This window comes from Pseudosulfitobacter sp. DSM 107133, assembly GCF_022788695.1.
GTDB lineage: Bacteria > Pseudomonadota > Alphaproteobacteria > Rhodobacterales > Rhodobacteraceae > Pseudosulfitobacter.
This window is the reverse complement of the sequence record NZ_CP085154.1, coordinates 899,335-924,772: the sequence shown is the minus strand read 5'-3', so window position 1 is coordinate 924,772 and position 25,438 is coordinate 899,335. Positions and strand designations below refer to the sequence as shown.

At 63.2% G+C, this 25,438-nt stretch carries 27 protein-coding genes and 1 pseudogene; 17 read left to right on the top strand and 11 right to left on the bottom strand.

Going from position 1 to position 25,438, the window contains the following annotated elements; translation table 11 throughout:
• Nucleotides 1-47: 47 nt before the first annotated feature.
• Together DSM107133_RS04570 and DSM107133_RS04565 are read left to right on the top strand one after the other, a co-directional pair.
• Entirely contained in the window at nucleotides 48-806 is a 759-nt protein-coding gene (locus tag DSM107133_RS04570; RefSeq protein ID WP_114291937.1) for an SDR family oxidoreductase, read from the top strand.
• 24 nt (nucleotides 807-830) lie between these two features.
• Nucleotides 831-1,748 carry an NAD(P)-dependent oxidoreductase gene (locus tag DSM107133_RS04565; protein WP_114291938.1) on the top strand — a complete coding sequence of 306 codons (918 nt, stop codon included), beginning with the start codon at nucleotides 831-833 and terminating at the stop codon, nucleotides 1,746-1,748.
• A 210-nt stretch (nucleotides 1,749-1,958) separates the two neighbouring features.
• On the opposite strand, the gene DSM107133_RS04560 is transcribed toward DSM107133_RS04565, so the two are convergent.
• From DSM107133_RS04560 to DSM107133_RS04550, 3 genes are read right to left on the bottom strand one after another with little or no spacing between them, the layout of a single operon-like run.
• The gene (locus DSM107133_RS04560; protein WP_114291939.1) at nucleotides 1,959-2,897 is read right to left on the bottom strand and encodes a 2-hydroxyacid dehydrogenase; all 939 of its coding nucleotides are present in this window, start codon (nucleotides 2,895-2,897) and stop codon (nucleotides 1,959-1,961) included.
• A gap of 56 nt (nucleotides 2,898-2,953) precedes the next feature.
• A complete protein-coding gene (locus DSM107133_RS04555) occupies nucleotides 2,954-4,213 on the bottom strand; it encodes a ribulose-bisphosphate carboxylase large subunit family protein (protein WP_114291940.1) in 1,260 nt (419 codons plus the stop codon).
• The gene (locus DSM107133_RS04550) at nucleotides 4,210-5,550 is read right to left on the bottom strand and encodes a four-carbon acid sugar kinase family protein (protein WP_114291941.1); all 1,341 of its coding nucleotides are present in this window, start codon (nucleotides 5,548-5,550) and stop codon (nucleotides 4,210-4,212) included. The genes DSM107133_RS04555 and DSM107133_RS04550 overlap by 4 nt, the downstream gene beginning before the upstream one ends.
• Before the next feature lie 48 nt (nucleotides 5,551-5,598).
• Here DSM107133_RS04550 and nanR point away from each other — a divergent pair, with 48 nt between their 5' ends.
• On the top strand, nucleotides 5,599-6,306 hold the full coding sequence (gene nanR, locus DSM107133_RS04545; protein WP_114291942.1) for a transcriptional regulator NanR: 708 nt from the start codon (nucleotides 5,599-5,601) through the stop codon (nucleotides 6,304-6,306).
• A 3-nt stretch (nucleotides 6,307-6,309) separates the two neighbouring features.
• On the opposite strand, the gene DSM107133_RS04540 is transcribed toward nanR, so the two are convergent.
• From DSM107133_RS04540 to DSM107133_RS04510, 7 genes are all read right to left on the bottom strand, one after another.
• The gene (locus DSM107133_RS04540; protein WP_114291943.1) at nucleotides 6,310-7,140 is read right to left on the bottom strand and encodes a phosphogluconate dehydrogenase C-terminal domain-containing protein; all 831 of its coding nucleotides are present in this window, start codon (nucleotides 7,138-7,140) and stop codon (nucleotides 6,310-6,312) included.
• Between the two features lie 195 nt (nucleotides 7,141-7,335).
• A complete protein-coding gene (locus DSM107133_RS04535; RefSeq protein ID WP_114291944.1) occupies nucleotides 7,336-7,950 on the bottom strand; it encodes a chloramphenicol acetyltransferase in 615 nt (204 codons plus the stop codon).
• Complete coding sequence (gene phnE / locus DSM107133_RS04530) at nucleotides 7,950-9,242, bottom strand: phosphonate ABC transporter, permease protein PhnE (RefSeq protein WP_114291945.1); 1,293 nt, start codon at nucleotides 9,240-9,242, stop codon at nucleotides 7,950-7,952. Before phnE (DSM107133_RS04530) ends, DSM107133_RS04535 begins: the two co-directional genes overlap by 1 nt.
• Nucleotides 9,239-10,129: a phosphonate ABC transporter, permease protein PhnE gene (gene phnE, locus DSM107133_RS04525; RefSeq protein WP_114291946.1), complete on the bottom strand. Its 891-nt coding sequence runs from the start codon at nucleotides 10,127-10,129 to the stop codon at nucleotides 9,239-9,241. Before phnE (DSM107133_RS04525) ends, phnE (DSM107133_RS04530) begins: the two co-directional genes overlap by 4 nt.
• Before the next feature lie 71 nt (nucleotides 10,130-10,200).
• Entirely contained in the window at nucleotides 10,201-11,112 is a 912-nt protein-coding gene (phnD, locus tag DSM107133_RS04520) for a phosphonate ABC transporter substrate-binding protein (protein WP_114291947.1), read from the bottom strand.
• A gap of 68 nt (nucleotides 11,113-11,180) precedes the next feature.
• Nucleotides 11,181-11,975 carry a phosphonate ABC transporter ATP-binding protein gene (phnC, locus tag DSM107133_RS04515; protein ID WP_114291948.1) on the bottom strand — a complete coding sequence of 265 codons (795 nt, stop codon included), beginning with the start codon at nucleotides 11,973-11,975 and terminating at the stop codon, nucleotides 11,181-11,183.
• Between the two features lie 337 nt (nucleotides 11,976-12,312).
• Nucleotides 12,313-12,741 (bottom strand): helix-turn-helix domain-containing protein, encoded by a 429-nt coding sequence (locus tag DSM107133_RS04510; RefSeq protein ID WP_114291949.1) that lies wholly within the window; start codon nucleotides 12,739-12,741, stop codon nucleotides 12,313-12,315.
• 71 nt (nucleotides 12,742-12,812) lie between these two features.
• Between DSM107133_RS04510 and DSM107133_RS04505 the strand changes: the two genes are divergently transcribed.
• The 9 genes and pseudogenes from DSM107133_RS04505 to DSM107133_RS04465 all read left to right on the top strand — a co-directional run.
• Nucleotides 12,813-14,066 (top strand): MFS transporter, encoded by a 1,254-nt coding sequence (locus tag DSM107133_RS04505; RefSeq protein ID WP_114291950.1) that lies wholly within the window; start codon nucleotides 12,813-12,815, stop codon nucleotides 14,064-14,066.
• A gap of 65 nt (nucleotides 14,067-14,131) precedes the next feature.
• Complete coding sequence (locus DSM107133_RS04500) at nucleotides 14,132-15,151, top strand: ABC transporter substrate-binding protein (protein WP_205387748.1); 1,020 nt, start codon at nucleotides 14,132-14,134, stop codon at nucleotides 15,149-15,151.
• A gap of 57 nt (nucleotides 15,152-15,208) precedes the next feature.
• Nucleotides 15,209-15,976 carry an ABC transporter ATP-binding protein gene (locus DSM107133_RS04495; protein ID WP_114291951.1) on the top strand — a complete coding sequence of 256 codons (768 nt, stop codon included), beginning with the start codon at nucleotides 15,209-15,211 and terminating at the stop codon, nucleotides 15,974-15,976.
• Nucleotides 15,969-16,793 carry an ABC transporter permease gene (locus DSM107133_RS04490; RefSeq protein ID WP_114291952.1) on the top strand — a complete coding sequence of 275 codons (825 nt, stop codon included), beginning with the start codon at nucleotides 15,969-15,971 and terminating at the stop codon, nucleotides 16,791-16,793. Before DSM107133_RS04495 ends, DSM107133_RS04490 begins: the two co-directional genes overlap by 8 nt.
• Nucleotides 16,794-16,907: 114 nt before the next feature.
• Complete coding sequence (locus DSM107133_RS04485; RefSeq protein WP_114291953.1) at nucleotides 16,908-17,369, top strand: ACT domain-containing protein; 462 nt, start codon at nucleotides 16,908-16,910, stop codon at nucleotides 17,367-17,369.
• A gap of 146 nt (nucleotides 17,370-17,515) precedes the next feature.
• A complete protein-coding gene (locus DSM107133_RS04480; RefSeq protein WP_240310381.1) occupies nucleotides 17,516-17,875 on the top strand; it encodes a GFA family protein in 360 nt (119 codons plus the stop codon).
• Between the two features lie 412 nt (nucleotides 17,876-18,287).
• Nucleotides 18,288-19,232: an IS110 family transposase gene (locus DSM107133_RS04475; protein ID WP_114291353.1), complete on the top strand. Its 945-nt coding sequence runs from the start codon at nucleotides 18,288-18,290 to the stop codon at nucleotides 19,230-19,232.
• A gap of 513 nt (nucleotides 19,233-19,745) precedes the next feature.
• Nucleotides 19,746-20,267 (top strand): GNAT family N-acetyltransferase, encoded by a 522-nt coding sequence (locus DSM107133_RS04470; protein ID WP_114293415.1) that lies wholly within the window; start codon nucleotides 19,746-19,748, stop codon nucleotides 20,265-20,267.
• Nucleotides 20,268-20,363: 96 nt separating this feature from the next.
• A pseudogene (locus DSM107133_RS04465) lies at nucleotides 20,364-20,621 on the top strand (transposase); the annotation flags it as partial.
• A 176-nt stretch (nucleotides 20,622-20,797) separates the two neighbouring features.
• Here DSM107133_RS04465 and phnF read toward each other — a convergent pair.
• Nucleotides 20,798-21,505: a phosphonate metabolism transcriptional regulator PhnF gene (gene phnF / locus DSM107133_RS04460; protein WP_114293414.1), complete on the bottom strand. Its 708-nt coding sequence runs from the start codon at nucleotides 21,503-21,505 to the stop codon at nucleotides 20,798-20,800.
• Between the two features lie 105 nt (nucleotides 21,506-21,610).
• On the opposite strand from phnF, the gene phnG reads away from it, so the two are divergent.
• The 5 genes from phnG to phnK are packed head-to-tail and all read left to right on the top strand — an operon-like array spanning nucleotide 21,611 to nucleotide 25,398.
• The gene (gene phnG, locus DSM107133_RS04455; RefSeq protein WP_114293413.1) at nucleotides 21,611-22,066 is read left to right on the top strand and encodes a phosphonate C-P lyase system protein PhnG; all 456 of its coding nucleotides are present in this window, start codon (nucleotides 21,611-21,613) and stop codon (nucleotides 22,064-22,066) included.
• Entirely contained in the window at nucleotides 22,066-22,626 is a 561-nt protein-coding gene (gene phnH / locus DSM107133_RS04450) for a phosphonate C-P lyase system protein PhnH (protein WP_114293412.1), read from the top strand. The genes phnG and phnH overlap by 1 nt, the downstream gene beginning before the upstream one ends.
• On the top strand, nucleotides 22,626-23,765 hold the full coding sequence (locus DSM107133_RS04445) for a carbon-phosphorus lyase complex subunit PhnI (RefSeq protein ID WP_114293411.1): 1,140 nt from the start codon (nucleotides 22,626-22,628) through the stop codon (nucleotides 23,763-23,765). The genes phnH and DSM107133_RS04445 overlap by 1 nt, the downstream gene beginning before the upstream one ends.
• Nucleotides 23,762-24,631, top strand: a complete 870-nt coding sequence (locus DSM107133_RS04440; RefSeq protein ID WP_114293410.1) for an alpha-D-ribose 1-methylphosphonate 5-phosphate C-P-lyase PhnJ — start codon at nucleotides 23,762-23,764, stop codon at nucleotides 24,629-24,631. The genes DSM107133_RS04445 and DSM107133_RS04440 overlap by 4 nt, the downstream gene beginning before the upstream one ends.
• The gene (gene phnK / locus DSM107133_RS04435) at nucleotides 24,628-25,398 is read left to right on the top strand and encodes a phosphonate C-P lyase system protein PhnK (protein WP_028958398.1); all 771 of its coding nucleotides are present in this window, start codon (nucleotides 24,628-24,630) and stop codon (nucleotides 25,396-25,398) included. Before DSM107133_RS04440 ends, phnK begins: the two co-directional genes overlap by 4 nt.
• Nucleotides 25,399-25,438 lie beyond the last annotated feature (40 nt).

Sequence of the window (25,438 nt, the reverse complement as noted above, 5' to 3'; positions counted from 1 at the left end):
TTCAGGCGGGGTGTCAATGGCACCGGTGTGCCTTTGAGAGGGGATATATGGAACTGTTCGATCTGGGCGGGCGCACGGCGCTGGTTACGGGCGCGTCAATGGGCATTGGCGCGGCGCTGGCGCGTGGTTTGGCCGAAGCGGGCGCGCGGGTGGTGCTGAATGCACGCAATGCCGCGCGGCTGGAAGAAGCGGCGCAGGGGCTGCGGGATGCGGGCCATGATGTGGACACGCTGGCCTTTGACGTGACCGATGCCGATGCGGTGCGCGCGGCGGTTGACGGCTATGTGCAGACGCGGCCCATCGACATCCTGATCAACAACGCAGGGATGCAGCATCGCGGGCCGCTGGAGGATTTCGAGGTCGAAGCCTTTGACCGGCTGATGCGGACCAATGTGAATTCGGCCTTTTATGTGGGTCAGGCCACGGCGCGGCACATGATTGCGCAAGGCCACGGGCGGATCATCAACATCGCTTCCGTGCAGACCGCTTTGGCGCGCCCGGGCATCGCGCCCTACACCGCGTCCAAGGGGGCGATTGCCAACCTGACCAAGGGTATGGCGACCGACTGGGCGCGGCACGGGCTGAACTGCAACGCCATCGCACCGGGCTATTTCGAGACACCGCTGAATGCGGCGCTGGTGGCGGATCCCGCATTCACCGAATGGCTGGAAAAACGCACCCCCGCAGGCCGTTGGGGGCGGGTCGAGGAACTGGTGGGGGCGGCGATATTCCTGTCGTCCAAGGCGTCAAGTTTCGTAAACGGACAAACCATTTTCGTCGACGGCGGGATCACCGCCAGTCTTTGAACAGAGCTTTTGGAGGAGCATCACATGAGCAAGAGCATAATCGGTTTCATCGGCGTCGGGTTCATGGGGCATGGCATGGCCAAGAACCTGCTGCAAAAGGGCTATCCGTTGTGGGTCAAGGGCAACCGCAACCGCACGCCGGTGGACAATCTGGTGGGCATGGGCGCGCAAGAGGCCGCGACGGCGCGCGAGCTGGCGCAGAATTGCGATATCATCCATCTGTGTTTGTCGAATTCCGAACAGGTGGAGGCGACGTTTCGCGGTCCTGACGGAATTCTGGCAGGCGCGCGGGCGGGGTTGATCGTGATCGACACCACCACGGCTGACCCGACCTCGACCGCCGTGCTGGCCGCAGAGCTGGCACAGACGGGCGGCACGCTGGTGGATGCCCCGCTGGGGCGCACGCCCAAAGAGGCCGAGGCCGGCACGCTGGACGCGATGGTGGGCTGTGACAATGCCACCTTTGACAAGATCAAGCCGGTGCTGGACTGCTGGGCGGGCAATATCACCCATGTCGGCAGCACCGGCGCGGGGCACAAGATGAAGCTGCTGATGAACTTTATCTCGATGGGCTATGCGTCGCTTTATGCCGAGGCGACGGTGCTGGGGGCCAGTGTGGGCATTCCGCCCACCAAGGTGCGCGAGGTGATCGGATCGTCACGTCTGACCAACGGGTTTTTCGAGACCTTCATGACCTATGCGGTCGACCGCGAAGAGGTGCACAAGTTCACCATTTCCAATGCCGCCAAAGACCTGCGCTATGTCAATGCAATGGCGGACAGCGCGGGGATCATGACGGTGATGGCGGCGGCGGCCAAACAGTATTTCGCTCATGTCGAGGCCAGCGGGAACGGGCAGGATTATGTGCCCAAAATCACCGACCATGTGGCGGCGCTGAACGGGATGGATATGGAAGAAGAAGCGAAGAAAGGGCGGGGGTAACGGGGCCACGAAGGGCAGTGCCCGCCCGTCCGGGCTTTTGCGCTCCCTTTCCGCTTGCGCCCCGCGCGGAGCCAGGGCCGCAATCCGCCGTGCATCATGCCAGAGGCCTGTCTGCAACATGACGGACCGCCCCAAGGCACGGCCCGTCAATGCGCGGCCAAGCGCGCCAATGCGCATGGCAGTAAAGTCCCGATAGCGGGCCTACCCCGCTCAGTTCACCGGCGTCAGCAGATCATCCCCCGCCAGAAACGCCGCCACGTTGTCGCGTTGCAGCCTGGCCATCGCGGCGCGGGTTTCGTGGGTGGCCGAGCCCTGATGCGGTTGCAGCACCACGTTGTCCAGCGTCAGAAAACGCGGGTTCACCTTGGGCTCTCCCACGAACACATCCAGACCGGCACCGGCCAAAGCGCCGCTTTCCAGCGCGTCCAGCATCGCCTCTTCGTCAATCGTCGTGCCGCGCGAAATGTTGATGATGACGCCGCGCGCGCCCAGCGCCGCAATCACCTCTTTCGAGACGTATTTTTCTGTTGCAGGGCCACCCACCAGCGCGACAAACAGGAAATCGACAGCCTTGGCCAGATCGACCGGGTCGGCGTGATATGTCCAGCCCGGTGTCTCTTTTTCCGAGCGCGCGTGATAGTGAACATCACATCTGAACGCCGCCAGACGGTCGGCAATGTCACGGCCAATGCGTCCCATCCCCATGATCCCGACCGAGCCGCCGCTAAGCTTGCGGTTCAACGGCAAACCGCCCTTTTCCGCCCACGACCCGTCGCGCACCCACGCGTCGCCCTGACGCATGTCGCGGCCCTGCATCAGCCACATGGCAATCGCCATATCGGCCACATCATCGTTCAGCACATCCGGCGTATTCGTCACCTTGATCCCGCGCGCGCCGGCCGCATCCACGTCAATCGCGTCATAGCCCACGCCATAATTCGCAATCACCCCGAGGTTTGCAAACCGGTCCATCTCGACCCCGCCAAAGGGCCGGTGCCCCTTGTAGGCAATCGCCTTGACCGCAGCACAGGCCGCATCGTCCAGCGCGTCCAGTTCGGCGCGTGTGCCGATGAAGGTCGGCTTCAATTCGGCGGCAAAGGCTTCGCGTTCGACGTCGGTGTAGGGGCCGATGGCAAGGGTGGCAGACATGTGGGGCAACTCCTGAAAAATGGTATACCAACGTGTCGCGACATTTCCCGCCCATGTCAACCACGCGTCACCGCCCCTTTGAACGCATCCAGTGCCGCCGCCAGTTCGGGGTGATCCGCCGCATAGGTCCGCACGTCCACGCCTGCCGCCTGCGCTGCGGCTGCCTGCCGGAAACTGGTGATGCCCGCCGCCGGACCTGCGGGGTGGCTCATGATCCCGCCGCCCGCGCAGATCAGGAAATCATCATTGCCCAGCGCATCGGCACTTGGCCCCACCTGCCAGGCTGTCTGCCCCGAGGAGAACACCGGCAGCGCCCCGTGATCGTGGCCGTCCGAGACCGGCGCCTGCACCGCCCGCGCGGCTTCGATCACAACCGCATCCGGTTCGGTGAACTTGCTGGCCAGCCCGTTCACATGCAGATGATCCGCCCCCGCCAGCCGCCACAGCTTTTGCATCGCGGGGTACGCAATCCCGATGTGCGGCGAGCGCGACAGCAGCCCCCAACCGTTGCGATGCGCATGGATCGGCAGGGACGAACGGTCGCGCACCGCGCGCAGCCCCGCCAGCCCGACCGAGTTCAGCGACACCATTGCACAGGTCGCTCCCAGCCCTTCCAGCATTTCAAGATGCCGCCACATATCGGTGATTTCATCCGTGATGTTGAACGCATACATCGCCTTGCGGCCCGTCACCTGCGCCGCTTCATCCAGCGCCTGCATCACCAGCCGCGCGCGCGCGTCCAAGGGGCACGCAGGCCCGTTGCCCTGCAATTCGTCGTCCTTGATGAAATCAATCCCCGCCCGCGCGAGATCACCGGCCAGTGCTGCGGTCTCCGCCGCACTCAGCCCCACGCTGGGCTTGACGATGGTGCCGATCATCGGCCCCGTTTCCACCCCCATCAGCGCCCGCGTGCCCGCCACCCCGAACTGCGGCCCCGGACAGGCGGCGGCGATGCTGTCGGGGATCTCCAGCGACAGCAACCGGATGGCCGAGACTTCGGCCAGTTCGAACAGGTTCCCCGCCACCGTCGCCAGAATGTTCGGCAACGACGGCCCGAACGTGTCCACCGGCCAGCTTAATGTAATACGCCCCTGCTCGTATCGGTCGGCCTTGAGCCGACACGGCAACGCCGGTTGGTCCGAAGCTCCCGTAATCTCGACCATTTCAACCCGCGCTGCCGAACGTGCGCGCAAATCATCCGTCTCCGAGGCCAGCCGGATGAACGTCCCCGTCGACTGCTCCCCCGCGATCACCTCTGCTGCGCGGGCCACGCCCACCGGGCTTTCAATTTCATATGTTGCTTGCAACCGTGTCATCGCGCGCCGCCTCCGTCCCGCACCCATCCAAAATAATCGCGGCTGCCCATCTGCCCGCCCTTCAGCGCCAGATGCAGCCCGTCCATCGCCCCCGTCGCATGGGCACGGCATATCGCGGCGCCCGCAATCGTCGGTGCCACCGCCGTCAGCGCGTCGATGCCCAAAGCGTGGCACACATGCCCCGAGGTGTCGCCGCCCGACACCACGGCGCGGGTCAGCCCGCCCCGTTCGATCAACGCCCGCAACACCCGACCCAGCGCAGCACCAATGCGGTCGTTGACTGCAGGCAGGTCCGCCCCCGCCGCTGTCCGCAAAGCCGCCACCGCCGGATCATCCGGCCCGCGCGCGGTATAGATCAACGGCACCTGCCCTGCGTCCAGCGCGGCCAGCCCAGCCGCCACCGCCGCCGCTTCGGCAGCGGGCAACCCGTCGCCACAGGCCGCCAGCACGTCAAAGGCCACGCCTGCAAATCCGTTCCCGCAAGCCCACGCAATCTGGTCTGCCGTGGTGGGCGAAACCGATCCGCTGACCACCGCCATCCGTTCGACCCGCCCCAACCCGGCAACTGGCGTCGCCTCGGGCAACCATCCCTGCGTGCGGAAATAGGCCACCAGCGCATAGGCCGTCCCTTGCGAGCCCACCACAAACCGGTTGGCCGCGCGGTTTTCCCACAACAGCCGCCCCACGGCGACCTCGTCCGCGGGTCCCATCATGTCCACGGTCACACCATGCCCCGCAACCAGCGCCGCATCGGCACGGCCCGCATCGTGCAACCCTTCCAGATCCAGACAGCGCAACGGCATATCGGTCTGCGCCGCCAGATGCCGCGCCACGTCGGCCTCGTCCATTGGCGTCACAGGATGGCGCGCCATCACCGGATGCCGGTCCAGCCGGAACACGCCCGCATCCGTGCCCGCAAACAACTGCCCAAACGCCTGATACCGGCGCATCTGCGGCGCTGCGACCACCACCGGAACCGCGCCGCCAAAGCGGGCCTGCCCGATGTCCATCGCCCGCCCGATGCTGCCCACATGCGGCGCGGAATCCAGTGTTGAGCAGACCTTGTACTGCACCAGCGCCACCCCCGTGGCGTCCAGCGCGTCGAATAACGCAGGCAATTCCGCGTCCATCCACGCAGGCGACCGTGTTCGCGCCATGCTGGCAATGCCGATCCCCCGCAGCCCCGGAAACTGTGCCAGCCGCGCCGCATCCGGCACCTGCAAGAACAGCGTGGTCGGCAATCCGGCAAAGGCCAGAACCTCCATCACCGCCGCAGCGCCGGTGAAATCATCGCCCAGCCACGCCAGCACAGGTGTATCCAAGTCTTGACCAATCATCGCTTATCTCATCATACCAGTTGCAGCACCCAGAACACCGGAGCCGCCATGTCCACACCCACCGACCCGATCCCGCGCCGCAAGCTTTCGGACGAGGTCTTTGACCGCCTGCACGCCATGATCGTCGAAGGGGCCGTTGCCCCGGGCGATCCGATGCCGTCCGAACGCGCGCTGATGGACCGGTTCGGCGTTGGTCGTCCCGTGGTGCGCGAGGCCTTGCAGACCCTGAACACCATGGGCCTGATCACCGTCAGCCACGGCGAACGCAGCCGCGTCAACGCGATCACCCCGCAAAGCGCGCTGGCGCAGCTGGACGGCATGGCGCAAACGCTGCTGTCCATCGCGCCCGAGAACCTCGGCCACCTCAAGGACGCAAGGCGCATGTTCGAACTGGGCCTTGTCCGCGTCGCCGCCCTGCAACGGACCGAGGACGACCTGACCGCCCTGCACCACCTGATCGCCATGCAGGCCGCCGCCCGTGACCAGCCAGACGACTTCGTCGCCGCCGACATCGCCTTTCACGCGCGCATCATCGCCATTGCGGGCAATCCGGTGATCACCGCGCTGGCCGATGCCATGCTGAAATGGATTTTCCACAACCACGGCACCCTGCTGCGCTGGTCGGGTCACGAGGACACCACCCTTTCCGAACACCGCCAGATCGTCGCTGCCATCGCAGCCCGTGACGCCGACGCGGCGGTGGCCCATATGGCCACCCACCTTGACCGCTCTGCCGGATTGCAACCGCGCGACTGACATTCAGGTGATGCGCTGGATACTGGCGGCAATCTCGTCAGGCTCGAACACCCGCTTCCAGTCGTCGCGCATCAGCATCGGCTTGCCGAATGTGATCGCCTTGTTGCAGGCATCCGAGAACACGCCGTCGATCTCGTCAAAGATCACGGCACCCAGGATATTCATGTGTCCCAGCAGGAAATCGCGTGCGGCCTCTTTCGGCACGCCGCGCCGCACGACCTCGTCCATCGCCTCGCGCATCACGTCCAGCAGCGATGCACAAACGGTTTCGGACAGGCCCGGCTCCAGCAGCGCCATCTGTTCGACCGTCACACGGTGACTGCGCGCGACGGGTGCATAGATCGCACGGCCCACTTTTTCGCCCAAGGCATAGTGTTCTTCCGGCCCCTGCATCAGCGCGTTCACGATGCCCTGCTGCGCGGCAATCCCGCCAAAATAATCCTTGCGGCCTGCCTCGGTCTGTTCATCGTTGTAGATCGGCGGATGGCACGGGTGCGTCACGAAATAGGTCACGTCGTCCCGCTTGGGCAGATGCCCTGCAAAGGGGCCCGCCGCGTCCAGACAGACCACCATCGCGCCCGCTGGCACCATGTCGATGATCGACGCCGCCACCGCGCGGATGGCCGTATCCGGCACCGCCAGCAGCACCACATCGGCACCTTTCAGCGCCTCTTCGACAGGAACGCAGTCGACGCCGATGGCATCCTTCAGCCGCGCGCGGCCTGCCTCGGAAATCTCGACGTGGGCCACGTCAAAGTCTGATTGCAACAGGTTCGTGGCACTGCGCACGCCCATCTTGCCGCCCGCGCCCATCAACGCCAGTTTAGGTGCCATTTGTCGATCCTCATATGCCAAATTCCAACTGGTATGATGAGATGATCTATTGATGGCTGCGAGTCAAGTGGCCACACCTGCGCGGCCCCAGAAGTCAGAGGACAAGGCGTTCAATGTGATCGCTGGATAGGCCGCCCCGCCCGCATCTGCGGCGTACTCTGTGGGGAAAGGTCGCCCTTAGGACCCTACGCCGACCTATTCGTATTTTTCCAGAAACGCCTCGGCAGAGAGGCTTCGGAAATCGTCCAGCGTTTCGCGCAGGCGGGCGTGGGGCCAATCCCACCATGCCAGCGCCATCATCCGGTCGGCTATCTTGCGGGTATGGCGCGCGCGCAAAGGCACCGCCGGAATGCCCGCCACGATCATATAGGGCGGCACGTCGCGGGTGACGATGGCACCGCCTGCCACAACCGCGCCGTGGCCGATGCTGACCTCGGGGCGGACCTGTGCGCCGTGGCCCAGCCATGTGTCGTTGCCAATGCGTGCACGGCGGCTGCGGCGGTGGTCGAACCATGCGGCATCCGGTTCGGCGTCGTCAAAGTAGTCGGCCGAGCGGTAGTGAAAATGGTGCAGGCTGGCCTTGTCCATCGGATGATCGGTGGCCCCGATCCGCACGCAGCTGGCGATATTGCTGAACTTGCCCACTTCGGCATTGGCGATGTCGGCCATCCGGTCGCAATAGGAATAATCCCCGATCACACTGTGCGCCACGCGACTGGCGCGGCCGATCTCGACATAGGCCCCGAATTGCGCATCCGTGATCTCGCAGTCGGGGTGGATAAACGGCGCGTCGGCGTTCAGGCGGGCCATCAGTGCGTGCCTTCGCCGGTGCCCTGGATCAGACGGCGGCGCAGCCAGCCCGAGAAGCTGTCCATCGCCATGACCATCAGGATGATCAGGATGATGTAATAGGACACCTCTTCCCAGTCCTTCTGGGTGATGATCGCCTGTGTCAGCAGCAACCCGATGCCGCCGCCGGTGATGGCACCGATGATGGTGGCGCTGCGGGTGTTGCTTTCCAGATAGTATAATATCTGGCTCAGCAGCACCGGCGTGATCTGCGGGATGACGCCGAAACGGTAGCGTTGCATCGGCTTGGCCCCGGTCGAGGCGATGCCTTCGATCTGTTTGTCGTCGACGTTTTCCAGCGCCTCCGAGAAGATCTTGCCGAAGGTGCCGGTGTCGGTCAGCATGATCGCCAGCGAGCCGGTCAGCGGGCCGGGGCCGAATGCACGGCTGAGCACAATCGTCCAGATCAGCCCGTCGACCCCGCGCAAAAAGTCGAACACGCGCCGCGCGGCAAAGCGCAGGCTGCCCAGAGGGGTAAAGTTCCTGGCCGCGAGAAAGCCCAGCGGCAAGGCAATCATCGCCGCGCCGAATGTGCCAAGGAAGGCCATCAGCACGGTTTCGAACAGCGCCCAGGCCACGTCGGCATGGCGCCACATCTTGTTGCTCCAGAAATCGGACCAGATCGCGCCGTACTGGCCCGAGCCGAGCAGTTCGGTCACGCTTTTGCCGTGGAACGGACTGTCGAGTGTGAAGAAAAACAGCTCCCAACCGTAGAAATAGCGGAACACTTCGGTGTTGTTGCGGGTGATGGTCAGACGGCCCGCATCGGTGGTGATGGCCACACGGTTTTTCGAAGCGTTGATCCAGTCGGGCATCTCGCCCGCCGGAAAGGTCGCGTTGACGCCGCTTTTGCCGGGGGTTGCGGTGATGGTGCCATAGCCGGGCACGTCATAGGTGACAGTCTCGCCCATGGTCACAACCGACCCGTCGCCCAGCGTGACGCGGGTGGCGTCCGACAGGTCGACCCAGTCGGGGCCGGTGCCTGCGGGGTATTCACCCTTGCGCTCGCCCTCGATGGCAACGGTTGTGTCCCCGTCGCGGTTGTCGCGGGTGACGTGCACCTTGTAGCTGTAGGTGTCGGACACCAGCGTCTGCATGTTGCGCAGGCTGATCCGGTCGGCCAGTCCGGCAACGTCGAAAGCGACAAAGACATAAGCGAGATAGGCAAGGATCACCGCGGGTGCTGCCAGCGCGATCAGGCGTTTGCGGGTCAGCGAACGGGTGGCGGTGGCATAGATGGCAGCGTCACTCACAGCACGGCCCCTTTGTCTTTGTACGCCTTCCCATGGGTCAGGCGGTTGCGGAAAGTGCTGGAAAGCTGGTCGACGACGACGATGGCGGCGAACAGCAGCAGGAAGATCGCGGCGGCTTCGTCGAATTTGCCCTGTCCCCAGGACATCGTGTTGCGCAGGTCATAGCCGATGCCGCCCGCCCCCACGAACCCAAGGATGGCCGAGGCGCGGATGTTGATTTCAAAGCGCAGCAAGGCGTAGCTGAGGTAGTTCGGGGCCACTTGCGGCACAACGCCCAGCATCATCTGCTGCATCCACGACCCGCCGGTCGAGGCTAGGCCCTCGACAGGTTTCAGCGAGGCATTTTCGTTCACTTCCGAGAACAGCTTGCCCAATGCGCCGACCGTGTGCAGGGCGATGGCGATCATGGCAGGCACCGGGCCGCCGCCCAGCAGGAAGATCAGCACCAGCGCAATGACGATTTCCGGCACCGCGCGCAGGATATCCAGCAGGCGGCGCACAGGGGCAATCAGCCAGCCCGCAGGGGCCAGACCCCGGGTGGCCAGCATCGACGCCACCAGCGCGAGCATCGCCCCGATCAGGGTGGCAGCGCCCGCAATGTTGATGGTTTCCAGCAGCGAGGGCAGGTATTTCACGAAATACCCCGGCAGCAGGTTGGCACGCTCATAAGCTTCGCCAACCACGTCCGCGGGAAAGTCCAGAATGTGCCGCCAGCCGTTCCAGAACCCGCCGGCGTTGCGCTGGTCGGCGGTGTAGAAACCGGCCACCATCAGGGCGGCGAAGATCAGCAGCAGGATCATGTTCAGCATCCGCTTCTGACGCATCTGCGCGAGATAGTCGGTGCGGATGTCTGCGGGGCTGGGGTCTGTGTCAGCGGCGGATGTCATGGGGTGTCCTTCATGTGGTGCAGGCCCCGACGGGATGTCAGGGCCTGCAAAAGATCATGAGAGCCAAAGGCTTAGTTCGATTTCGCTTTGCGCGCTTCGACGATGGATTCGTAAGCCTCGTGGGTGATCGGATCAAAACCCAGCGTGTCGCCCGAGGCCACGCCATAGGCGCAATCGGGATCAACGTCATACAGACCGTCAACCAGTGCGGTCATCTTGGCCTTGACCTCGGCGGGCAGCGCCTTGCGCAGGACGACGGGGCCTTCGGGGATCGGCTTGGAGCGCCAGATTTCGACCAGATCGTTCATGTCGACCAGACCGGCATCCACAGCCTTGCGCAGCGCGCCCGAGTTGTAACCGTCTTCCCAGTTGCCCTGACCGTCGGCCCAGGTCACGCCTGCGTCGATGTCACCGTTGTTTACTGCAACGATGGTCTGTTCGTGGCCGCCGGTGAATTTGACCTCACCGAAATATTCGCCGCTTTCCATGGTGATGCCGTCGCCCGCTTGCGGGATCTCGATCGAAGGGATCAGGTAGCCGGATGTCGAGTTCGGGTCACCAAAGCCAAATGTCTTGCCCTTCAGGTCGGCCAGCGACGTGATGCCGCTGTCGGCGCGGGCGAAACCGATCGAGTGGTAGCCGTAAGAGCCGTCGAGGTTGATCTTGATCAGCACAGGCTCGACCGCATCGGGGTCTTGCAGGTAGACGGCGGCATAACCCGACGCGCCCAGCCATGCCATGTCCAGCGTGCCGCCCAGCAGGCCCTGGATCACACCGTTGTAGTCGGCGGGGGCAAACAGTTTGGTGGGAACGCCCAGCTCTTCGGTGGTGTAATCGGCCAGACACTGAAAGCTGTTCATGCGGTCCTGGGCGTTTTCGCCACCCAGGATGCCGATGCGGAATTCGGTGATGGGGGTTTCGTCGGCCAGCACGGGTGTGACGAGAGCAGTTGTGGCCAGTGCGGCCGCGAGGATGCGTTTCATGAGATGTCTTCTTTCCTGGTGTGAAACGAAAAGCCCCGACCGTTGAGTGCGGCCGGGGCGGTGATCTGTCAGGCGGGTACCTGTTCGAGGGTCTCGATGGCGGTCGATGTGGCCGCTTCGGAGAACGAGGCGTCCGCGCCATAGATGTCGCGGGCGGCACCCACGGTCAGTTGCTCGGGCGTGCCGTCAAAAACGATACGCCCGTCGCGCATGCCGATCACGCGGTCACAATAGCGGCGTGCGGTGTCCAGCGTGTGCAGGTTGGCGATGACCATGCGGCCGTCTTCTTCGTGGATGCGGCGCAGGGCCTCCATCACGACCTGGGCGTTCATCGGGTCGAGCGAGGCAATAGGCTCGTCCGCGAGAATGATCTTGGGGTCCTGCATCAGGGCACGGGCGATGGCGACACGCTGTTGCTGGCCGCCCGACAGCGCCTCGGCGCGTTTCTGGGCGTGCTGGACGATGCCCAGCCGGTCAAGGATGTCGATGGCGCGGTGCACGTCAGCGGTGGGATACATGTTGAACATGGTCGCCATGGTCGAGCGGCGGTTCAACGTGCCGTGCAGCACGTTCGACACCACGTCCATGCGCGGCACCAGATTGAACTGTTGAAAGATCATCGCGCATTGCGACTGCCAGCGGCGGCGGGCCGCGCCGCGCAGGTGGGTCATGTCGTGACCCTCGACGGTAAAGCTGCCGGACGAGCTGTCGGTCAGCCGGTTCAGCATCCGCAGAAGGGTCGACTTGCCGGCACCTGACCGTCCGATGATCCCGATCATGCACGAGCGCTTGACCGACAGCGTGGCGTTGTCCACGGCGGTGTTCGCGCCGAAGGTTTTTGTCAGGTTGGTGATTTCCAGCATCTATGCCCCCAAGGCTTGTTGAGGGCGACCTACGGTGCGCAGGATTCAGAAATGTTTCAGATTTGCGAAACTTCTGTGACAGGAGGGAAAGTCGGGCACGACGGCGGATGTTGTGCTACTTTTGGTTGAAATTCCTATATTTGGTACTGCGCAAGTGATTGCATTAATCGTCTCAACATGTCCCCAAAGGGCAACTCCCGACCGCGGTGGGCATCGCAACATTTGTGGAGGCCCGTTTATCTATCGTCTTTGGCCTGTGGCTGATGCATCGCGCTACAGTGAGAAAGCGCCCGCCCGTCGAACCTTGTTCCAAGCTTAGCCGAGAGGGTGCAGATGTTCACCTGCCTTGCCCCCGCCGCCCCTTCCCGCCTTGTCCCCGACGCGCCGCCAGCGCCACAAGACGGCGAAATGTGGGGCATTCGCTGTGCGTGGGGGCCGGACAGTCGGCAACATGGCGCAGGATATCGCGCATCGTCTCAAGCTCGACAATCTGACGTTCCAGCGTATCCGCCTTGTGATGCAAGACATCGCGAGGCAGATCGGGCTGCCCGTTCTCGCCGAACATGGATGCGATTTCCTCGAGCGTGAAACCAGCCGATTTGCCCATCGCGATCAGCGCCAGTTGCGTCACCACATAGGGGTCATACTGCCGCCGCAGACCATTGCGCCCAAGGGCCACGATCAGCCCGATTTCTTCGTAATACCGCAGCGCCGAGGGGCGCAATCCGGTGCGGTCGCAGACCTCGCCAATGTCCAGTAACTTCATGCTTGACCTCAAGTCGACTTCAAGTGGCAAAGTGACTCCCTGCTTCGAATTTGACAAGGGTCGCATAGAAAATGAACCACTCTGCAACACGAGACCACTGCGCCAAAACCCCGCTGGCTGTCGCCGCACTGGCGCTGTCGATGGTGTTGGCGTCGCTTGGCACCAGCATCGCGAATATTGCGCTGCCAACGCTTTCGTCAGACCTCGCCATCCCCTTTTACAGGGTCCAATGGGTCGTCACCGCCTATCTGGTGGCGCTGACCCTGTCGGTTGTCGTGGTCGGGCGGCTGGGGGACCGGTTTGGCCTGAAAAAGATGTTGCTGTTCGGGCTGGGGCTGTTCGCGCTGGCCTCGTGTCTATGCGGGCTGGCCCCGTCGTTGCGGGCGCTGGTCGCGGCGCGCGCATTACAGGGCGTGGGGGCGGCGTTTCTGATGACGCTGGCAATTGCGCTGGTGCACGAGGCTGCGCCCGAAAACCGGATCGGGCGGGCAATGGGGCTGCTGGGTACCATGTCGGCGCTTGGCACCGCGCTTGGCCCGTCGCTGGGCGGCGTCCTGATTTCGGTGACCGGCTGGCAGGGGATATTTCTGGCACTGGTCCCGTTCAGCGCGCTGTGTTTCGCGCTGGTCTATCGGGTCTTGCCCGACAGCGGCCGCGCGCCCGCACCGGCGGCGTTGCGCATGAGTGCCCTGCTGCGCCCCGGCCTGCTGCCACGGCTGGTTGCAAATCTGTGCGTGGCCGCCACCATGATGGCAACGCTGGTGGTCGGGCCGTTCTACCTCGGGTTTGCGCTGGGGCTGGGCACGGCGGCGACCGGCATTGTCATGACGGTCGGGCCGGTGATTTCCATTGCCAGCGGCGTCCCCTCTGGCCGGTTGGTCGACGCATGGGGGGCTCCGCGGGTGATACTGGCGGGACTGGGGGCGCTGGTCAGCGGCGCGGTGGCGCTTGTGCTGTTGCCGATGGTTTGGGGCCTGTGGGGCTATCTGGTGGCCATCGCCATCCTGACACCGGGATACCAGCTGTTTCAGGCCGCCAACAATACGGCCATTATGGCCGATGTCGCACAGGCAGAGCGCGGCGTGGTGTCGGGGTTGCTGGGGCTGTTTCGCAATCTGGGGCTGGTGGCGGGCGCGTCGGGTCTTGGGGCGGTGTTTGCCTTTGGCGCAGGCACCGATGTGCTGGAAAGCGCTGCACCTTCCGCAATCGTGGACGGAATGCAGATGACATTCCTGCTGGCAGCCGCGCTGATGGCGGGCGCAACTTGCCTTGTCAGGGCACGCGCAGGTGATGACGCGACGGTCAAATTCGGCCCCAACCCTTGAAAACTCCGCCCCATTGCCGCACTGAAACAGCAAGCCATCAGATCATGCACATCAGGGAGGATACGATGATCAACTTCAACCGCCGCCAGACACTGGGTCTGATCGGGGCCGCAGCCGCCACCGGACTTGCCGCCCCCGCCATCGCGCAGAACAAGAAAATCGTCGTGGGCGCGCTGCGCTTCACCTCGCATTCCGCCAGCTTCGTCGCGGTCGAACGGGGCTATTTCGCCGAGGCCGGACTGGACGTCGAACTGCGGTTCTTCCAGGCCGCGCAGCCCATGGCCGTGGCCATTGCGTCGGGCGATGTGGACTATGCGGTCACGGCTGTATCGGGCGGCCTGATCTCGCTGGCGGACAAGGGCGCGATCAAGGTGATCGGCGGCGGCCTGAGCGAAGAGCCGGGCATTGACGGGCAGAAAATCCTGGCCTCGGATGCGGCGTTTCAGGCCGGTCTGACCACGCCTGCGGGTCTTGCGGGCAAGAAGTTCGGCATTTCCACCGCCGGATCGTCCTTTCACTACATGGGGTCCAAAGTGGCGCAGGCCGAAGGCATCGAGATGTCGTTCACGCCCCTGCAAAAGGTCGGCGCGATCATCGGCGCGCTGAAGTCGGGCCAGATTGACGCATGGTCGATCGTGCCCCACATCGCCAAGCCGCTGGCCGGTTCGGGTGCTGTGCACATCATCGGCAACATCTCGGATTATCTGCCGAACTATCAGGTGACGACAGTCTTTACTTCGACCGACAACGCCGACAACCAGCGTGACCAGACGCAGGCGTTCCTGAACGGTTTCTCGAAAGGGGTGGCCGACTATAACGCTGCAATGATCGAAAAAACCGGCGGCGAAGAAGGCGTAAACGAGATGGTCGAACTGATCCACAAATATGTCTACGCCGACCAGCCCATCGAAAAGGCGTCCAAGTCGATCATCAACGGCACGATGCGGCTGAACGAGGGGGCCAAGATGAACGTGGCTTCACTGCGTGACCAGCTTGAGTGGTTCCAGTCCGAAGGTCTGGTCGATGCGTCGATCACACTCGACACATTTGTCGACACATCCTACGTCGAAACCTACGAGGCCTAACCGCCCGATGCGGCGGGCGTACCAGCCCGCCGCATTCCATTACCCAAGGACAGCCTCATGGACATCCGCCTCGACGCGATCAGCCACAGCTATGGCGACACCGAAGTGTTGCGCGACATCAGCCTGGACATTCCGGCAGGGCGCATCGTCTGTCTGGTTGGTCCCTCGGGCTGTGGCAAATCCACGTTGCTGCGTCTGATCGGCGGGCTGGAACGCGCAGACGCCGGCCGCGTGTTGCAACTGGGCACGCCCCCTGCCGACAGCCTGAACCCGCTGACTTACGTCTTTCAGGACTTTGCCCTGCTGCCCTGGCGCAGCGTGCATGGGAACATCTCGCTGGTGCTCGAGGATCACGGGATACGCGGCAAAGCCGCCGATGCGATCATCGGTGACGTTCTGGCCCGCACCAAGCTGACCGATTTCGCCCGCGCCCTGCCCCGCCAGCTGTCGGGGGGCATGAAACAACGCGTCGCCATTGCACGTGCGCTGGCGGTGAACCCTGCGGTGATGCTGATGGACGAACCGCTGTCCGCGCTCGACAGCCAGACCCGCGAGCTGCTGATGGACGATCTGGTGGCGCTATGGATGCGCCAGCCGTTCACATCCGTCTATGTCACCCACAATCTGGCCGAAGCGGTGCGGCTGGGTCACAAGATCGTGGTGCTGTCGCGCCGTCCGGGGCAAATTTGCGAGGTCGTCGAGATCGACAAGCCGCTGGACCAGCGCGGCTATGGTGATCCCGAACTGGAGCAGGTGCAAAAACACCTGTGGACCCTGATGCGCGACGAAGCCCGCGCAGCCGATGCGGAGCTTTTGAATGTCTGACACCACCACACCCGAGACAGCCGCCCCCCAATCTGCTGTCGAAGTCCGCTTTCGCGGCGGCGGCTTTGCCCCTTCGGCCCGGCGCGGTGTTGGCGTGGCGGTGTTCGTGGTGCTGGTGCTGCTGGTGGAATGGGGCACGCGGGCGGGCTGGATCTCGGCGCTGACGCTGCCCCGCCCCTCGGACGTGGCCGCCACATTTGTCGAGCTGTGGCAAAGCGGGCTGTTGTTCAAACACCTTGCTCCCTCGCTTAGCCGTCTGGCAGTGGGGGCGGCGCTGGGGGCCAGCCTTGGCATCGGCGTCGGAATCCTGATCGGCCTGTTTTCCTATGTGCGCGCGGGGCTGGTGCCGCTGGTCGCCGCGCTGTTCCCGATCCCCAAGATCGCCCTGCTGCCGCTGTTCGTCATCTGGTTCGGCATTGACGAGACATCAAAATACGCGCTGATCGCCTTCGGCACCTTTACCCCCACGGTCGTCGCCACCTATGGCGCGGTGGACAACGTCGACCGCTCGCTGATCCGCATGGGCCAAAGCTTTGGCCTGTCGTGGCTGTCCATCGTGCGCAAGATCGTGTTGCCCGGCGCCATGCCCGGCATCCTGTCGGGTCTGCGGATTTCGCTGGCGATTGCCATCATCCTGCTGGTGGCGGCGGAAATGCTGGGCGCCGAATACGGCATCGGCGCTTATATCCTCGAAGCCGGATCGCTCTATGATCTGGAACGGCTGTTTGCAGGGGTGCTGATCCTGTCGGTGCTGGGCGTGCTGCTGAGCACGGTCATCGGACAGATCGAAAAACGCCTGCTGTCCTGGCGCGGCTAGGGTCGGCTTCGAGCCCAATTGGACCGATGCTGCGCTCTGCGCGAATGTCGGCTTGGCTTTGGTGATCAAAAAGCCTAGACTGCATGTCATCATCTTGGAAGATGAAGCTCCTGCGTGACACCGAAAGCCACGGCAAGGAATGTCCTTCTTCAGTTCAACTGTGGAGGACTCTTTTTGGCCCATAGCCTGAATGTGAAACTCGTTGCCGGGCGCTATGCCGTTTCCCAAGTCGCCACCGATACTGACATTCCGCAGTGGTTTTGTGGGCCGGGCTTCAAGGCTGCTATCTACTCGGACGACGAGACAACCCTGGTCTGCCTCGAAGATCGTGTTCCTGCTGAAATCCCGACAGAAAAGGGTTGGGCCTGCTTGCGTACTGTGGGGCCCTTTCCTTTTGATGCTGCCGGAATTGTCCAATCTCTGATTGCGCCGTTGTCCTCCAATAATATCGGCGTCTTTGTTGTCTGCACATATGACGGCGAGCATGTGCTGATCCCGGCCACAGATACTGACAAGGCAATTCGCTGCTTGAGAGACGCGGGGCACACCATCAACAAGAAGAACCCAACGAAATAACAAACTGAAAAGGTTGAGAGAAAATGTCGACCGGACTTACTGGAAGCTGCCTGTGCGGGAAGGTGACTTACGACACAGGTAGCGATCCGCTGTGGATCACCATATGCTATTGCAAGTATTGCCAACGCGCTACCGGGTCTGATCGAATGATCGAGCCAGTTTTTGAAAGACATCACTTCAACTTCACTGCCGCCTCACCTGCGGTCTTTACGCAACCCTCTGAAGGAAGCGGCAAAGACATTCATGCGCACTTCTGTTCAGATTGCGGCACTAAGTTGGCGCTGACCTTCGAAAGGTGGCCAGACAAAATCGGAATATACATCGGGACGCTGGACGATCCGACCCGGATCAGCGTCAGGCCGGAAAACAGCAAGCACATTTTCGTTTCCGAGGCTCCCTCAGGGACCCTCTTGCCTCCCGATGTCAAAATCTTCCAGCGTCATGCCGCGGAAAATGATGGAACCCCAATCGAGCCAACCATTTATTCCAAGCCAGTGGTCAAATAACGGAAGCGGCCGTTCGCGCAAGCGCGGTGAACGGAAGGTATGAGCCCTAGGTCACCTTGCCACTGAGGGCAGCGCCCGACCGCGGGTGGGCATCGGAACCTCAGTGGGCGCCACTTTATTTCTAATCTTTGGCGTGTGGGTGATAAACCGCAATACGGTGAGAAAGCGCCCGCCCATGGGGCGGTCGGGCGCTGCCCGGCGGTGCTACGCACCTTGTCTCAGACTTTCCGTGGCTCTTCTGCGAAGGTGGAGCCGGTGCCAGCCACCTTTTGGATCGCAGGCACCGGCGACGGGTGGATCGTCTGCGGCCAGGTCTTCGAGGACCGTAATCAAGTGAGATCGCCCGTCGTCTTCGCATGAGGCCTGAACGGATACGCAGCAGCTCACAGGCTCTGCACGACAAGCAAAGGACATGACGAAGATGATCAACGATACCATCGGCATCGACATCTCGAAAGCGCATCTTGACGCGCACCGGCTCAGCACCGCAACCCACGCCCGGTTCGACAATACCGCGACAGGCCTGCGCGCCTTCGAGCGCTGGTTGGGGCAGACAACGCCGGAGCGCGTGGTCTTCGAGCCCACCGGCCCCTACCACCGACGCCTCGAGAGCCATTTCTCAGGCCGCCTGCCGCTCGTCAAGGTGAACCCGCTGCAGGCCCGCCGCTTCGCGCAGGCCCACGGCACACGCGCTAAGACCGACGCGGTCGATGCCCGCATGCTCGCGCTCATGGGGCGCGCGCTGGAGCTGGTTCCGGACCAGCCAACCGACCCCAAACAGCGTGAAATCAAGGAGTTGCATGTCGCCCGCACCGGGCTGGTGCGGGATCGTACCGCGCTGATGAACCGCCTTGGCACGCAACAGCTCGACGTGACCCGCCGCCTGACCCGGGCACGCCTGCGTCAGGTCAACCACCAGATCGACAGGCTTAACGCCGAAATCGAACGGCGAAACCGCGATTGCCCGGAACGCGCCAGGGCAATCGGCATTCTCACCTCGATCCCCGGGATCGGTGCCATCACCGCACGGGCGCTGCTCAGCGAATGCCCCGAGATCGGCACTCTGGGGTCAAAGCAGATCGCGGCGCTCGCAGGTCTCGCGCCGATCACGTGTCAGTCCGGTCAGTGGAGCGGAAAGGCCCACATCCAGGGCGGGCGCAGGCTCCTGCGCGAGAGCCTGTTCATGCCCGCCCTCGTCGCCATGAAGCGAAACCCCGATCTGAGCCAGAAATACGATGCCCTCAGAGCCGCCGGAAAACCCCACAAGGTCGCGCTCGCCGTCCTCATGCGAAAACTCCTGATCCTCGCAAACACTCTCATAAGCGAAAACAGAGAATGGACACCAAAACACCCTTGACCAAGACGGATACTTGATTCCGGGCTTTGGTGGGTGGGTTTGCGCCCGCCCGTCGCACCAAAGGTGCGCCGATACTATCAGGCACGCCTCTGGCGTGACGGGCGGTCGGGCGCTGCCTCTCACACTTTGCAAAGCAATGTGTTGCCGGCAGGTGTTCGCTTTGCGAACACCGAGAGGCCGGCGGTGCTACGCACCTTGATTCCGGGCTTGGTGAACGGCAGCTTCGTCAGCACTGCCGCCGGTCGACCGGGCAACATGCCGCACTCGCGGCGAACGTCAGCTCCTGCGGGTGGCACCGCAGCAAAAATCTGCGGCGGGTCTTGTCCATTCACAGAGCTTGCAAATGGCGCTTCCCGCGCCAAGCGAACCTCTATGCAGATCACGGTGAACGGCAGGTATGAGCCCAAAGTTCCGGATGCCGCGTTGTGTTTGAATGGCGGCTTTCCACTAAGCGCGACCGCTCGCTATACTGAACTTGCCTGAAACCCAGGTCTGCGATCGAAAAGGCTTGCGATGAAAAATCTCACGACTGCCCCCGTGCTGACAAGCCAACGGTTGGTTTTGCGTGGACCCGAACGGAGTGATCTACCGGAGTTTACTCGCTTCATGACCAGTGCCCCGTCGATGGCGGCTCAGGGCGAGACGGTCACAGCGGAACAGGCTTGGTTCGGGTTTCTGACTGGAGTTGGCCACTGGCATTGGCACGGCTTCGGCTTTTTTATCGTCGTTGAACGGCAAACGGGCCACCCGGTCGGCAGAGTGGGCCTGATCAAGCATTCCAACTGGCCGGACGTAGAACTGGCATGGCATCTGTTCGAAGGCGCGGAGGGAAAAGGCTTTGCAACAGAAGCTGCAATGGCCGTCAAAGAATGGGCCCGTGAGGAGTTGGGGTTAGATCGGCTATACAGCTACATTGACCGGGAGAATGCCCGTTCACAGGCTGTGGCGAAGAGGCTTGGTGCCATCACGGACGGAACGCGGGCCCCGCATGAACCAGAGGCGGAGGTATGGGTTCACTCGATGGAAAGCCATTGAGACAAGCCGGGGTGAAGGCGCTGACCCGATGCACCAAAAGCGCCAGCAAAAACTTAGAAACGCGAAGCGCGATCAATCGCCTAAGGTGAAGACGTGCGCAAGATAGCACGACACATGCACGAGGATGCACGTGAACGGGCGCGCGAAATCGCCAAAACTGACACCTATGTCTCTTTCGCTTGCGCCAGGAAGAAAGTCGAGATGCTGTTCGCGCACTTCAAGCGCATTCTAAGGCTCGACCGTTTGCGTCTGAGAGGACCAAACGGCGCGAAGGACGAATTCCTGCTTGCAGCCACCGCCCAAAACCTCCGAAAACTCGCCAAACTGGTTCCCCAACGCCATCAACCGGCGTGAAGGTGAAGAATTGCCGAGTGCGGAGCACATGGCGTCAAGCTCAGAACTAAGCCTTTTTCAACGGTATCTGCGCATTACTGCCGTTCGTCCTGTGCGCAGCGAAAGGCAGCAAAGTCCCGCACAGCGTGTCTTGGAGCCTGGCGCAGAGAACGACCGCTCTCCCCCCATACCCCCCCTCACCCTTCCAGCGTCAGCGTGATCCGGTCCCCCGCAAACCAGGTATTGCCGAACTCCACCGGCACCCCCTCTACATCCACGTTGATGCTGGTCGCGTGCAGCACCGGTGCGCCCTCACTGATGCGCAGGTGCAGGGCTTGGGTTGCTGTGGCCAGTTTCGCCTTTAGCCGGGTCGAGGCACGGGTGTAATCCGCCACGCCGCCGCGTTTGAGGGCGGCGGTGATCGAGCGCAATGCGTGCAGATCGGCAGGCAGGTTGGGAAAGCGTTCGGCGGGAAAAACGCTGCGCACCAGCCCCAGGGGCTGGCCGTCGGCCAGCGACAACCCTTCGTAGTCATGCACCGTGGCCCCCGCCTCCAGCCGCAGCGCCTTGCAATCCGCAGCCGTCGCCGTGCGGGTCTCCAATGACAGGATTTCCTTGGCCGGCACCCGCCCCGCCAGCGTCAGGTTCTGGTGAAAGCGCACCCGCTTGCCGATGGGGTAATCCGTCGGCACCTGTGTCACGAACACGCCCGCGCCGCGCCTTGCATAGACCACGCCGTCCTCGGCCAGTGCGCCCAGCGCGTGGCGCACGGTGTGCCGGTTGACGCCAAAGCGCGCGGCCAGCGCCGCCTCGGTCGGCAGCTTGTCACCCTGGGCGAACTGACCGGCGGCGATTTCGTCGCGCAGATGGGTGGCGATGGATTTCCAGATCGGGGTGCGGGCCATGGGTGTCACCAAAACTTCACAGAAGGGGGGATTGCGGTGCGGAGTGGAATCAGCGATTATTTGTCTAGTTGTATAGGACTCTAGACAAATCGGCAAGGTGTCTACATGAATGAAATGACCGACCCAAACGCTGCCCGCAAAGCCTGGCTGGGCCTGCTCGCCCGCTGCCGCGCGGCGGATCTGGATGCGCTGTGGACAGGGGCCGCGCTGGTCCCCGATCACACCGTCTTGCGCAGCCCCGAAGTGGGCAGCGTGATGGTGCGCGGGCGTGCGGGGGCTGTCGGCAGTGCCTTTAACCTTGGCGAAGTCACCGTCACCCGCGCCTCGGTCCGACTGGCCTCGGGGCAGGACGGGCACGGTTATGTGCAGGGGCGTGACAAGGTCAAGGCGACGCAGGCGGCGTTGATTGATGCGCTGATGCAGACCGATCAGGCCGGTGCGATCCGTGCTGCGGTGCTGGACCCGCTGCAGGACCAGATGGCCCGGACCCGCGCCACCCGCAGCGCCAAGGCAGCGGCCACCAAGGTCGAGTTTTTCACCATGGTCAGAGGAGAAGACTGATGCAGGCCGATGCCCTCTCTGGCGGTTTTGCCAATGCTGCGATCGACGCCGCCCACGCGTTTCGCCACATCATGCAGGTGATGGCGCAGCCGGGGCGGATTGAAACCGTGACCGGCGGCACGCCGCCCGCACCGCTGTCTCGGGCGGCCGGGATCGTGTTGCTGACGCTGTGCGATCCCGAAACGCCAGTGTTCCTGGCGCCCTCCCGCGACACAAAGGCGGTGCGCGACTGGATCACCTTTCACACTGGCGCGCCGTTTTGCGGGGCCGAGGATGCAGCCTTTGCCGCGGGCACATGGGACGAACTCAGCGGCCTGCCCTTTCCCATCGGCACGGCGGAATATCCCGACCGGTCCACCACGCTGATCGTGGAATGTGACGCCCTGAGCAACACCGGTGCGACCCTGCGCGGTCCGGGGATCAAGGACAGCGCCATGCTGTCCCTGCCCGAAACCACAGCCTTTCAGGCCAATACCAAGCTGTTCCCGCTGGGCCTGGACCACTTCCTGACCGCAGGCGACCAAGTGGCCGCCCTGCCCCGAACCACGAAAGTAAGCTGATGTATGTAGCCGTCAAAGGCGGAGAGCGGGCGATTGACAATGCCCACGCATGGCTGGCCGAAGAACGGCGCGGCGATGCGTCGGTCGAGGAACTGTCAGTCCCGCAAATCCGCGAACAGTTGAAGCTGGCCGTGAACCGCGTCATGGCCGAAGGGTCGCTCTATGATCCCGATCTGGCCGCGCTGGCGATCAAACAATCGCGCGGTGATCTGATCGAGGCGATTTTCCTGATCCGCGCCTATCGCACCACCCTGCCGCGTTTCGGTGGCTCGGTCCCCATCGACACCGAGGCCATGGCCTGCGACCGCCGTGTCTCGGCCACGTTCAAGGACGCGCCGGGCGGGCAGATGCTGGGGCCGACATTCGACTACACGCACCGCCTGCTGGATTTCAAACTGGCCGCAGAAGGGGACGTGCCTGCCGCCGAAGAGGCCCCCGCCAGCACCGCGCAGACACCGCATATCATGAGCTTTCTGGACCGCGAGGGGTTGATCCAGCCCGAGACGGACAGCGATGCGACGCCACCCGATCTGACCCGCACACCGCTGGAGCTGCCCGCCACCCGCGATCTGCGGCTGCAATCGCTGACCCGTGGCGATGAAGGGTTCATCCTTGGCATGGCCTATTCCACCCAGCGCGGATACGCGCGCAACCACGCTTTTGTGGCGGAATTGCGCATCGGGGTGGTGCCGGTGGAGATGGACATTCCCGAACTGGGGTTCGCAATCGAAATCGGCGAGATCGAAGTGACCGAATGCGAGACGGTGAACCAGTTTCAGGGCTCAAAAACCCAACCGCCACAGTTCACCCGCGGCTATGGGCTGGTGTTCGGCATGTCGGAACGCAAGGCGATTTCGATGGCGCTGGTGGACCGCGCACTGCGCTGGAAAGAGCTGGGCGAGGACAACCTTGGCGCGCCGGCGCAGGACGAGGAATTCGTGCTGTACCATGCGGACAACATTCAGGCGACAGGGTTTCTGGAGCACATCAAGCTGCCCCATTACGTCGATTTCCAGTCGGAACTGGAGTTGATCCGCAAGTTGCGGCGTGAGGCGCAGGCCAATACTGCCCAGCAAACTGATACCTCAGATGCCTCCGGCGGGAGTTTATCTGGCAAGATGAAGGAGGCGGCAGAATGACTGACTATAACTTTGCCTATCTGGACGAGCAGACCAAGCGGATGATCCGCCGTGCGATCCTCAAGGGGTTGGCGATACCGGGTTATCAGGTGCCCTTTGCCAGCCGTGAGATGCCGATGCCATATGGCTGGGGCACCGGCGGGGTGCAGGTATCTGCCGCCGTGCTAACGCCCGAGGACACGTTCAAGGTGATCGACCAAGGGGCCGATGACACCACCAACGCGGTGTCAATCCGACGGTTTTTCCAGAAAACCGCCGGCGTGGCCGTGACCGAAGCGACGGCAGAGGCCAGCGTGATCCAGACCCGCCACCGCATCCCCGAAGAGGAGCTGCGGGCGGATCAGATATTGGTCTATCAGGTGCCGATCCCCGAGCCGCTGCGCTTTCTGGAACCGTCCGAGGTGGAAACCCGCAAGATGCACAGTCTGGAGGAATACGGCCTGATGCATGTGAAGCTGTACGAGGACATCAGCCAGCACGGCGCGATTGCCACGGCCTATGCCTATCCGGTGAAGGTCGAGGGGCGCTATGTCATGGACCCCTCGCCCATTCCGAAATTCGACAACCCCAAGCTGGAAATGGCCGCGATCCAACTGTTCGGCGCGGGCCGCGAGCAGCGGATTTACGCGGTGCCGCCCTATAGCAAGGTGGTCAGTCTGGATTTCGAGGATTTCCCCTTCGAGGCCAGCAAGGCGGACCACCCTTGCGACCTGTGCGGGGCGACCGACAGCTATCTGGACGAGTTGATTGTCGATGACGACGGCGGGCGTCTGTTCATGTGTTCGGACACCGATTACTGCCAGGGCCGCCGCGCAGCGGGGCATGTGGGCGCGCAGGGCGTCCCGATTGAGGAGGACGCGGCATGACACCGCTTTTGCAGGTAGAAGGCGTGGCCAAGTTCTATGGCGCGCGGGTGGGATGTACGGACGTGTCGTTCGATCTGTACCCCGGCGAAGTCATGGGTATTGTGGGCGAAAGCGGGTCGGGCAAGTCGACCTTGCTGAACTGTCTGGCGGGGCATCTGACGCCCGACGCGGGTGCCGTGCGCTTTGACACCAAGACCGATGGTTTGCGCGACACCGTGACCATGCGCGAGCCGGAACGGCGGATGCTGGGGCGCACCGACTGGGCGTTCGTCCACCAGCACGCCCGCGACGGGCTGCGGATGAATGTCAGTGCGGGCGGCAACGTGGGCGAGCGGCTGATGGCTGTGGGCGCGCGCCATTATGGCAGCATCCGCGACACCGCGACCGACTGGCTGGGCCGTGTCGAGATCAACGCCGACCGCATCGACGACCGCCCCACTGCCTTTTCGGGGGGCATGCAACAGCGGTTGCAGATCGCGCGCAATCTGGTCACCGGGCCACGGCTGGTGTTCATGGACGAACCCACCGGCGGTCTGGACGTCAGCGTGCAGGCGCGGCTGCTGGATCTTTTGCGCGGGCTGGTGCGAGAGATGGGGCTGAGCGCGATTATCGTGACCCATGATCTGGCCGTGGTGCGGTTGCTGGCCGACCGGCTGATGGTGATGAAAGACGGCCATGTGGTCGAGACCGGGCTAACCGATCAGGTTCTGGACGATCCGCAACATGCCTATACGCAGTTGCTGGTGTCTTCGGTGTTGCAGGTATAATGAGAGGTTTCGCGGCGAAGCCTTTTCTGTTTATTAACAA

Excerpts from the sequence above, each read along its gene's own strand:
- DSM107133_RS04555 (WP_114291940.1), bottom strand. The coding sequence starts at position 4,213 with ATGACACGGTTGCAAGCAACATATGAAATTGAAAGCCCGGTGGGCGTG.
- DSM107133_RS04540 (WP_114291943.1), bottom strand. The coding sequence starts at position 7,140 with ATGGCACCTAAACTGGCGTTGATGGGCGCGGGCGGCAAGATGGGCGTG.
- phnK (WP_028958398.1), top strand. The coding sequence starts at position 24,628 with ATGACACCGCTTTTGCAGGTAGAAGGCGTGGCCAAGTTCTATGGCGCG.
- DSM107133_RS04565 (WP_114291938.1), top strand. The coding sequence starts at position 831 with ATGAGCAAGAGCATAATCGGTTTCATCGGCGTCGGGTTCATGGGGCAT.
- nanR (WP_114291942.1), top strand. The coding sequence starts at position 5,599 with ATGTCCACACCCACCGACCCGATCCCGCGCCGCAAGCTTTCGGACGAG.
- DSM107133_RS04500 (WP_205387748.1), top strand. The coding sequence starts at position 14,132 with ATGATCAACTTCAACCGCCGCCAGACACTGGGTCTGATCGGGGCCGCA.
- phnD (WP_114291947.1), bottom strand. The coding sequence starts at position 11,112 with ATGAAACGCATCCTCGCGGCCGCACTGGCCACAACTGCTCTCGTCACA.
- DSM107133_RS04490 (WP_114291952.1), top strand. The coding sequence starts at position 15,969 with ATGTCTGACACCACCACACCCGAGACAGCCGCCCCCCAATCTGCTGTC.
- DSM107133_RS04570 (WP_114291937.1), top strand. The coding sequence starts at position 48 with ATGGAACTGTTCGATCTGGGCGGGCGCACGGCGCTGGTTACGGGCGCG.
- phnH (WP_114293412.1), top strand. The coding sequence starts at position 22,066 with ATGCAGGCCGATGCCCTCTCTGGCGGTTTTGCCAATGCTGCGATCGAC.
- phnE (WP_114291946.1), bottom strand. The coding sequence starts at position 10,129 with ATGACATCCGCCGCTGACACAGACCCCAGCCCCGCAGACATCCGCACC.
- phnF (WP_114293414.1), bottom strand. The coding sequence starts at position 21,505 with ATGGCCCGCACCCCGATCTGGAAATCCATCGCCACCCATCTGCGCGAC.
- phnG (WP_114293413.1), top strand. The coding sequence starts at position 21,611 with ATGAATGAAATGACCGACCCAAACGCTGCCCGCAAAGCCTGGCTGGGC.
- DSM107133_RS04495 (WP_114291951.1), top strand. The coding sequence starts at position 15,209 with ATGGACATCCGCCTCGACGCGATCAGCCACAGCTATGGCGACACCGAA.
- DSM107133_RS04470 (WP_114293415.1), top strand. The coding sequence starts at position 19,746 with ATGAAAAATCTCACGACTGCCCCCGTGCTGACAAGCCAACGGTTGGTT.
- DSM107133_RS04475 (WP_114291353.1), top strand. The coding sequence starts at position 18,288 with ATGACGAAGATGATCAACGATACCATCGGCATCGACATCTCGAAAGCG.
- DSM107133_RS04535 (WP_114291944.1), bottom strand. The coding sequence starts at position 7,950 with ATGGCCCGCCTGAACGCCGACGCGCCGTTTATCCACCCCGACTGCGAG.
- phnC (WP_114291948.1), bottom strand. The coding sequence starts at position 11,975 with ATGCTGGAAATCACCAACCTGACAAAAACCTTCGGCGCGAACACCGCC.
- DSM107133_RS04550 (WP_114291941.1), bottom strand. The coding sequence starts at position 5,550 with ATGATTGGTCAAGACTTGGATACACCTGTGCTGGCGTGGCTGGGCGAT.
- DSM107133_RS04445 (WP_114293411.1), top strand. The coding sequence starts at position 22,626 with ATGTATGTAGCCGTCAAAGGCGGAGAGCGGGCGATTGACAATGCCCAC.
- DSM107133_RS04510 (WP_114291949.1), bottom strand. The coding sequence starts at position 12,741 with ATGAAGTTACTGGACATTGGCGAGGTCTGCGACCGCACCGGATTGCGC.
- DSM107133_RS04440 (WP_114293410.1), top strand. The coding sequence starts at position 23,762 with ATGACTGACTATAACTTTGCCTATCTGGACGAGCAGACCAAGCGGATG.
- DSM107133_RS04480 (WP_240310381.1), top strand. The coding sequence starts at position 17,516 with ATGATCGAGCCAGTTTTTGAAAGACATCACTTCAACTTCACTGCCGCC.
- DSM107133_RS04505 (WP_114291950.1), top strand. The coding sequence starts at position 12,813 with ATGAACCACTCTGCAACACGAGACCACTGCGCCAAAACCCCGCTGGCT.
- DSM107133_RS04560 (WP_114291939.1), bottom strand. The coding sequence starts at position 2,897 with ATGTCTGCCACCCTTGCCATCGGCCCCTACACCGACGTCGAACGCGAA.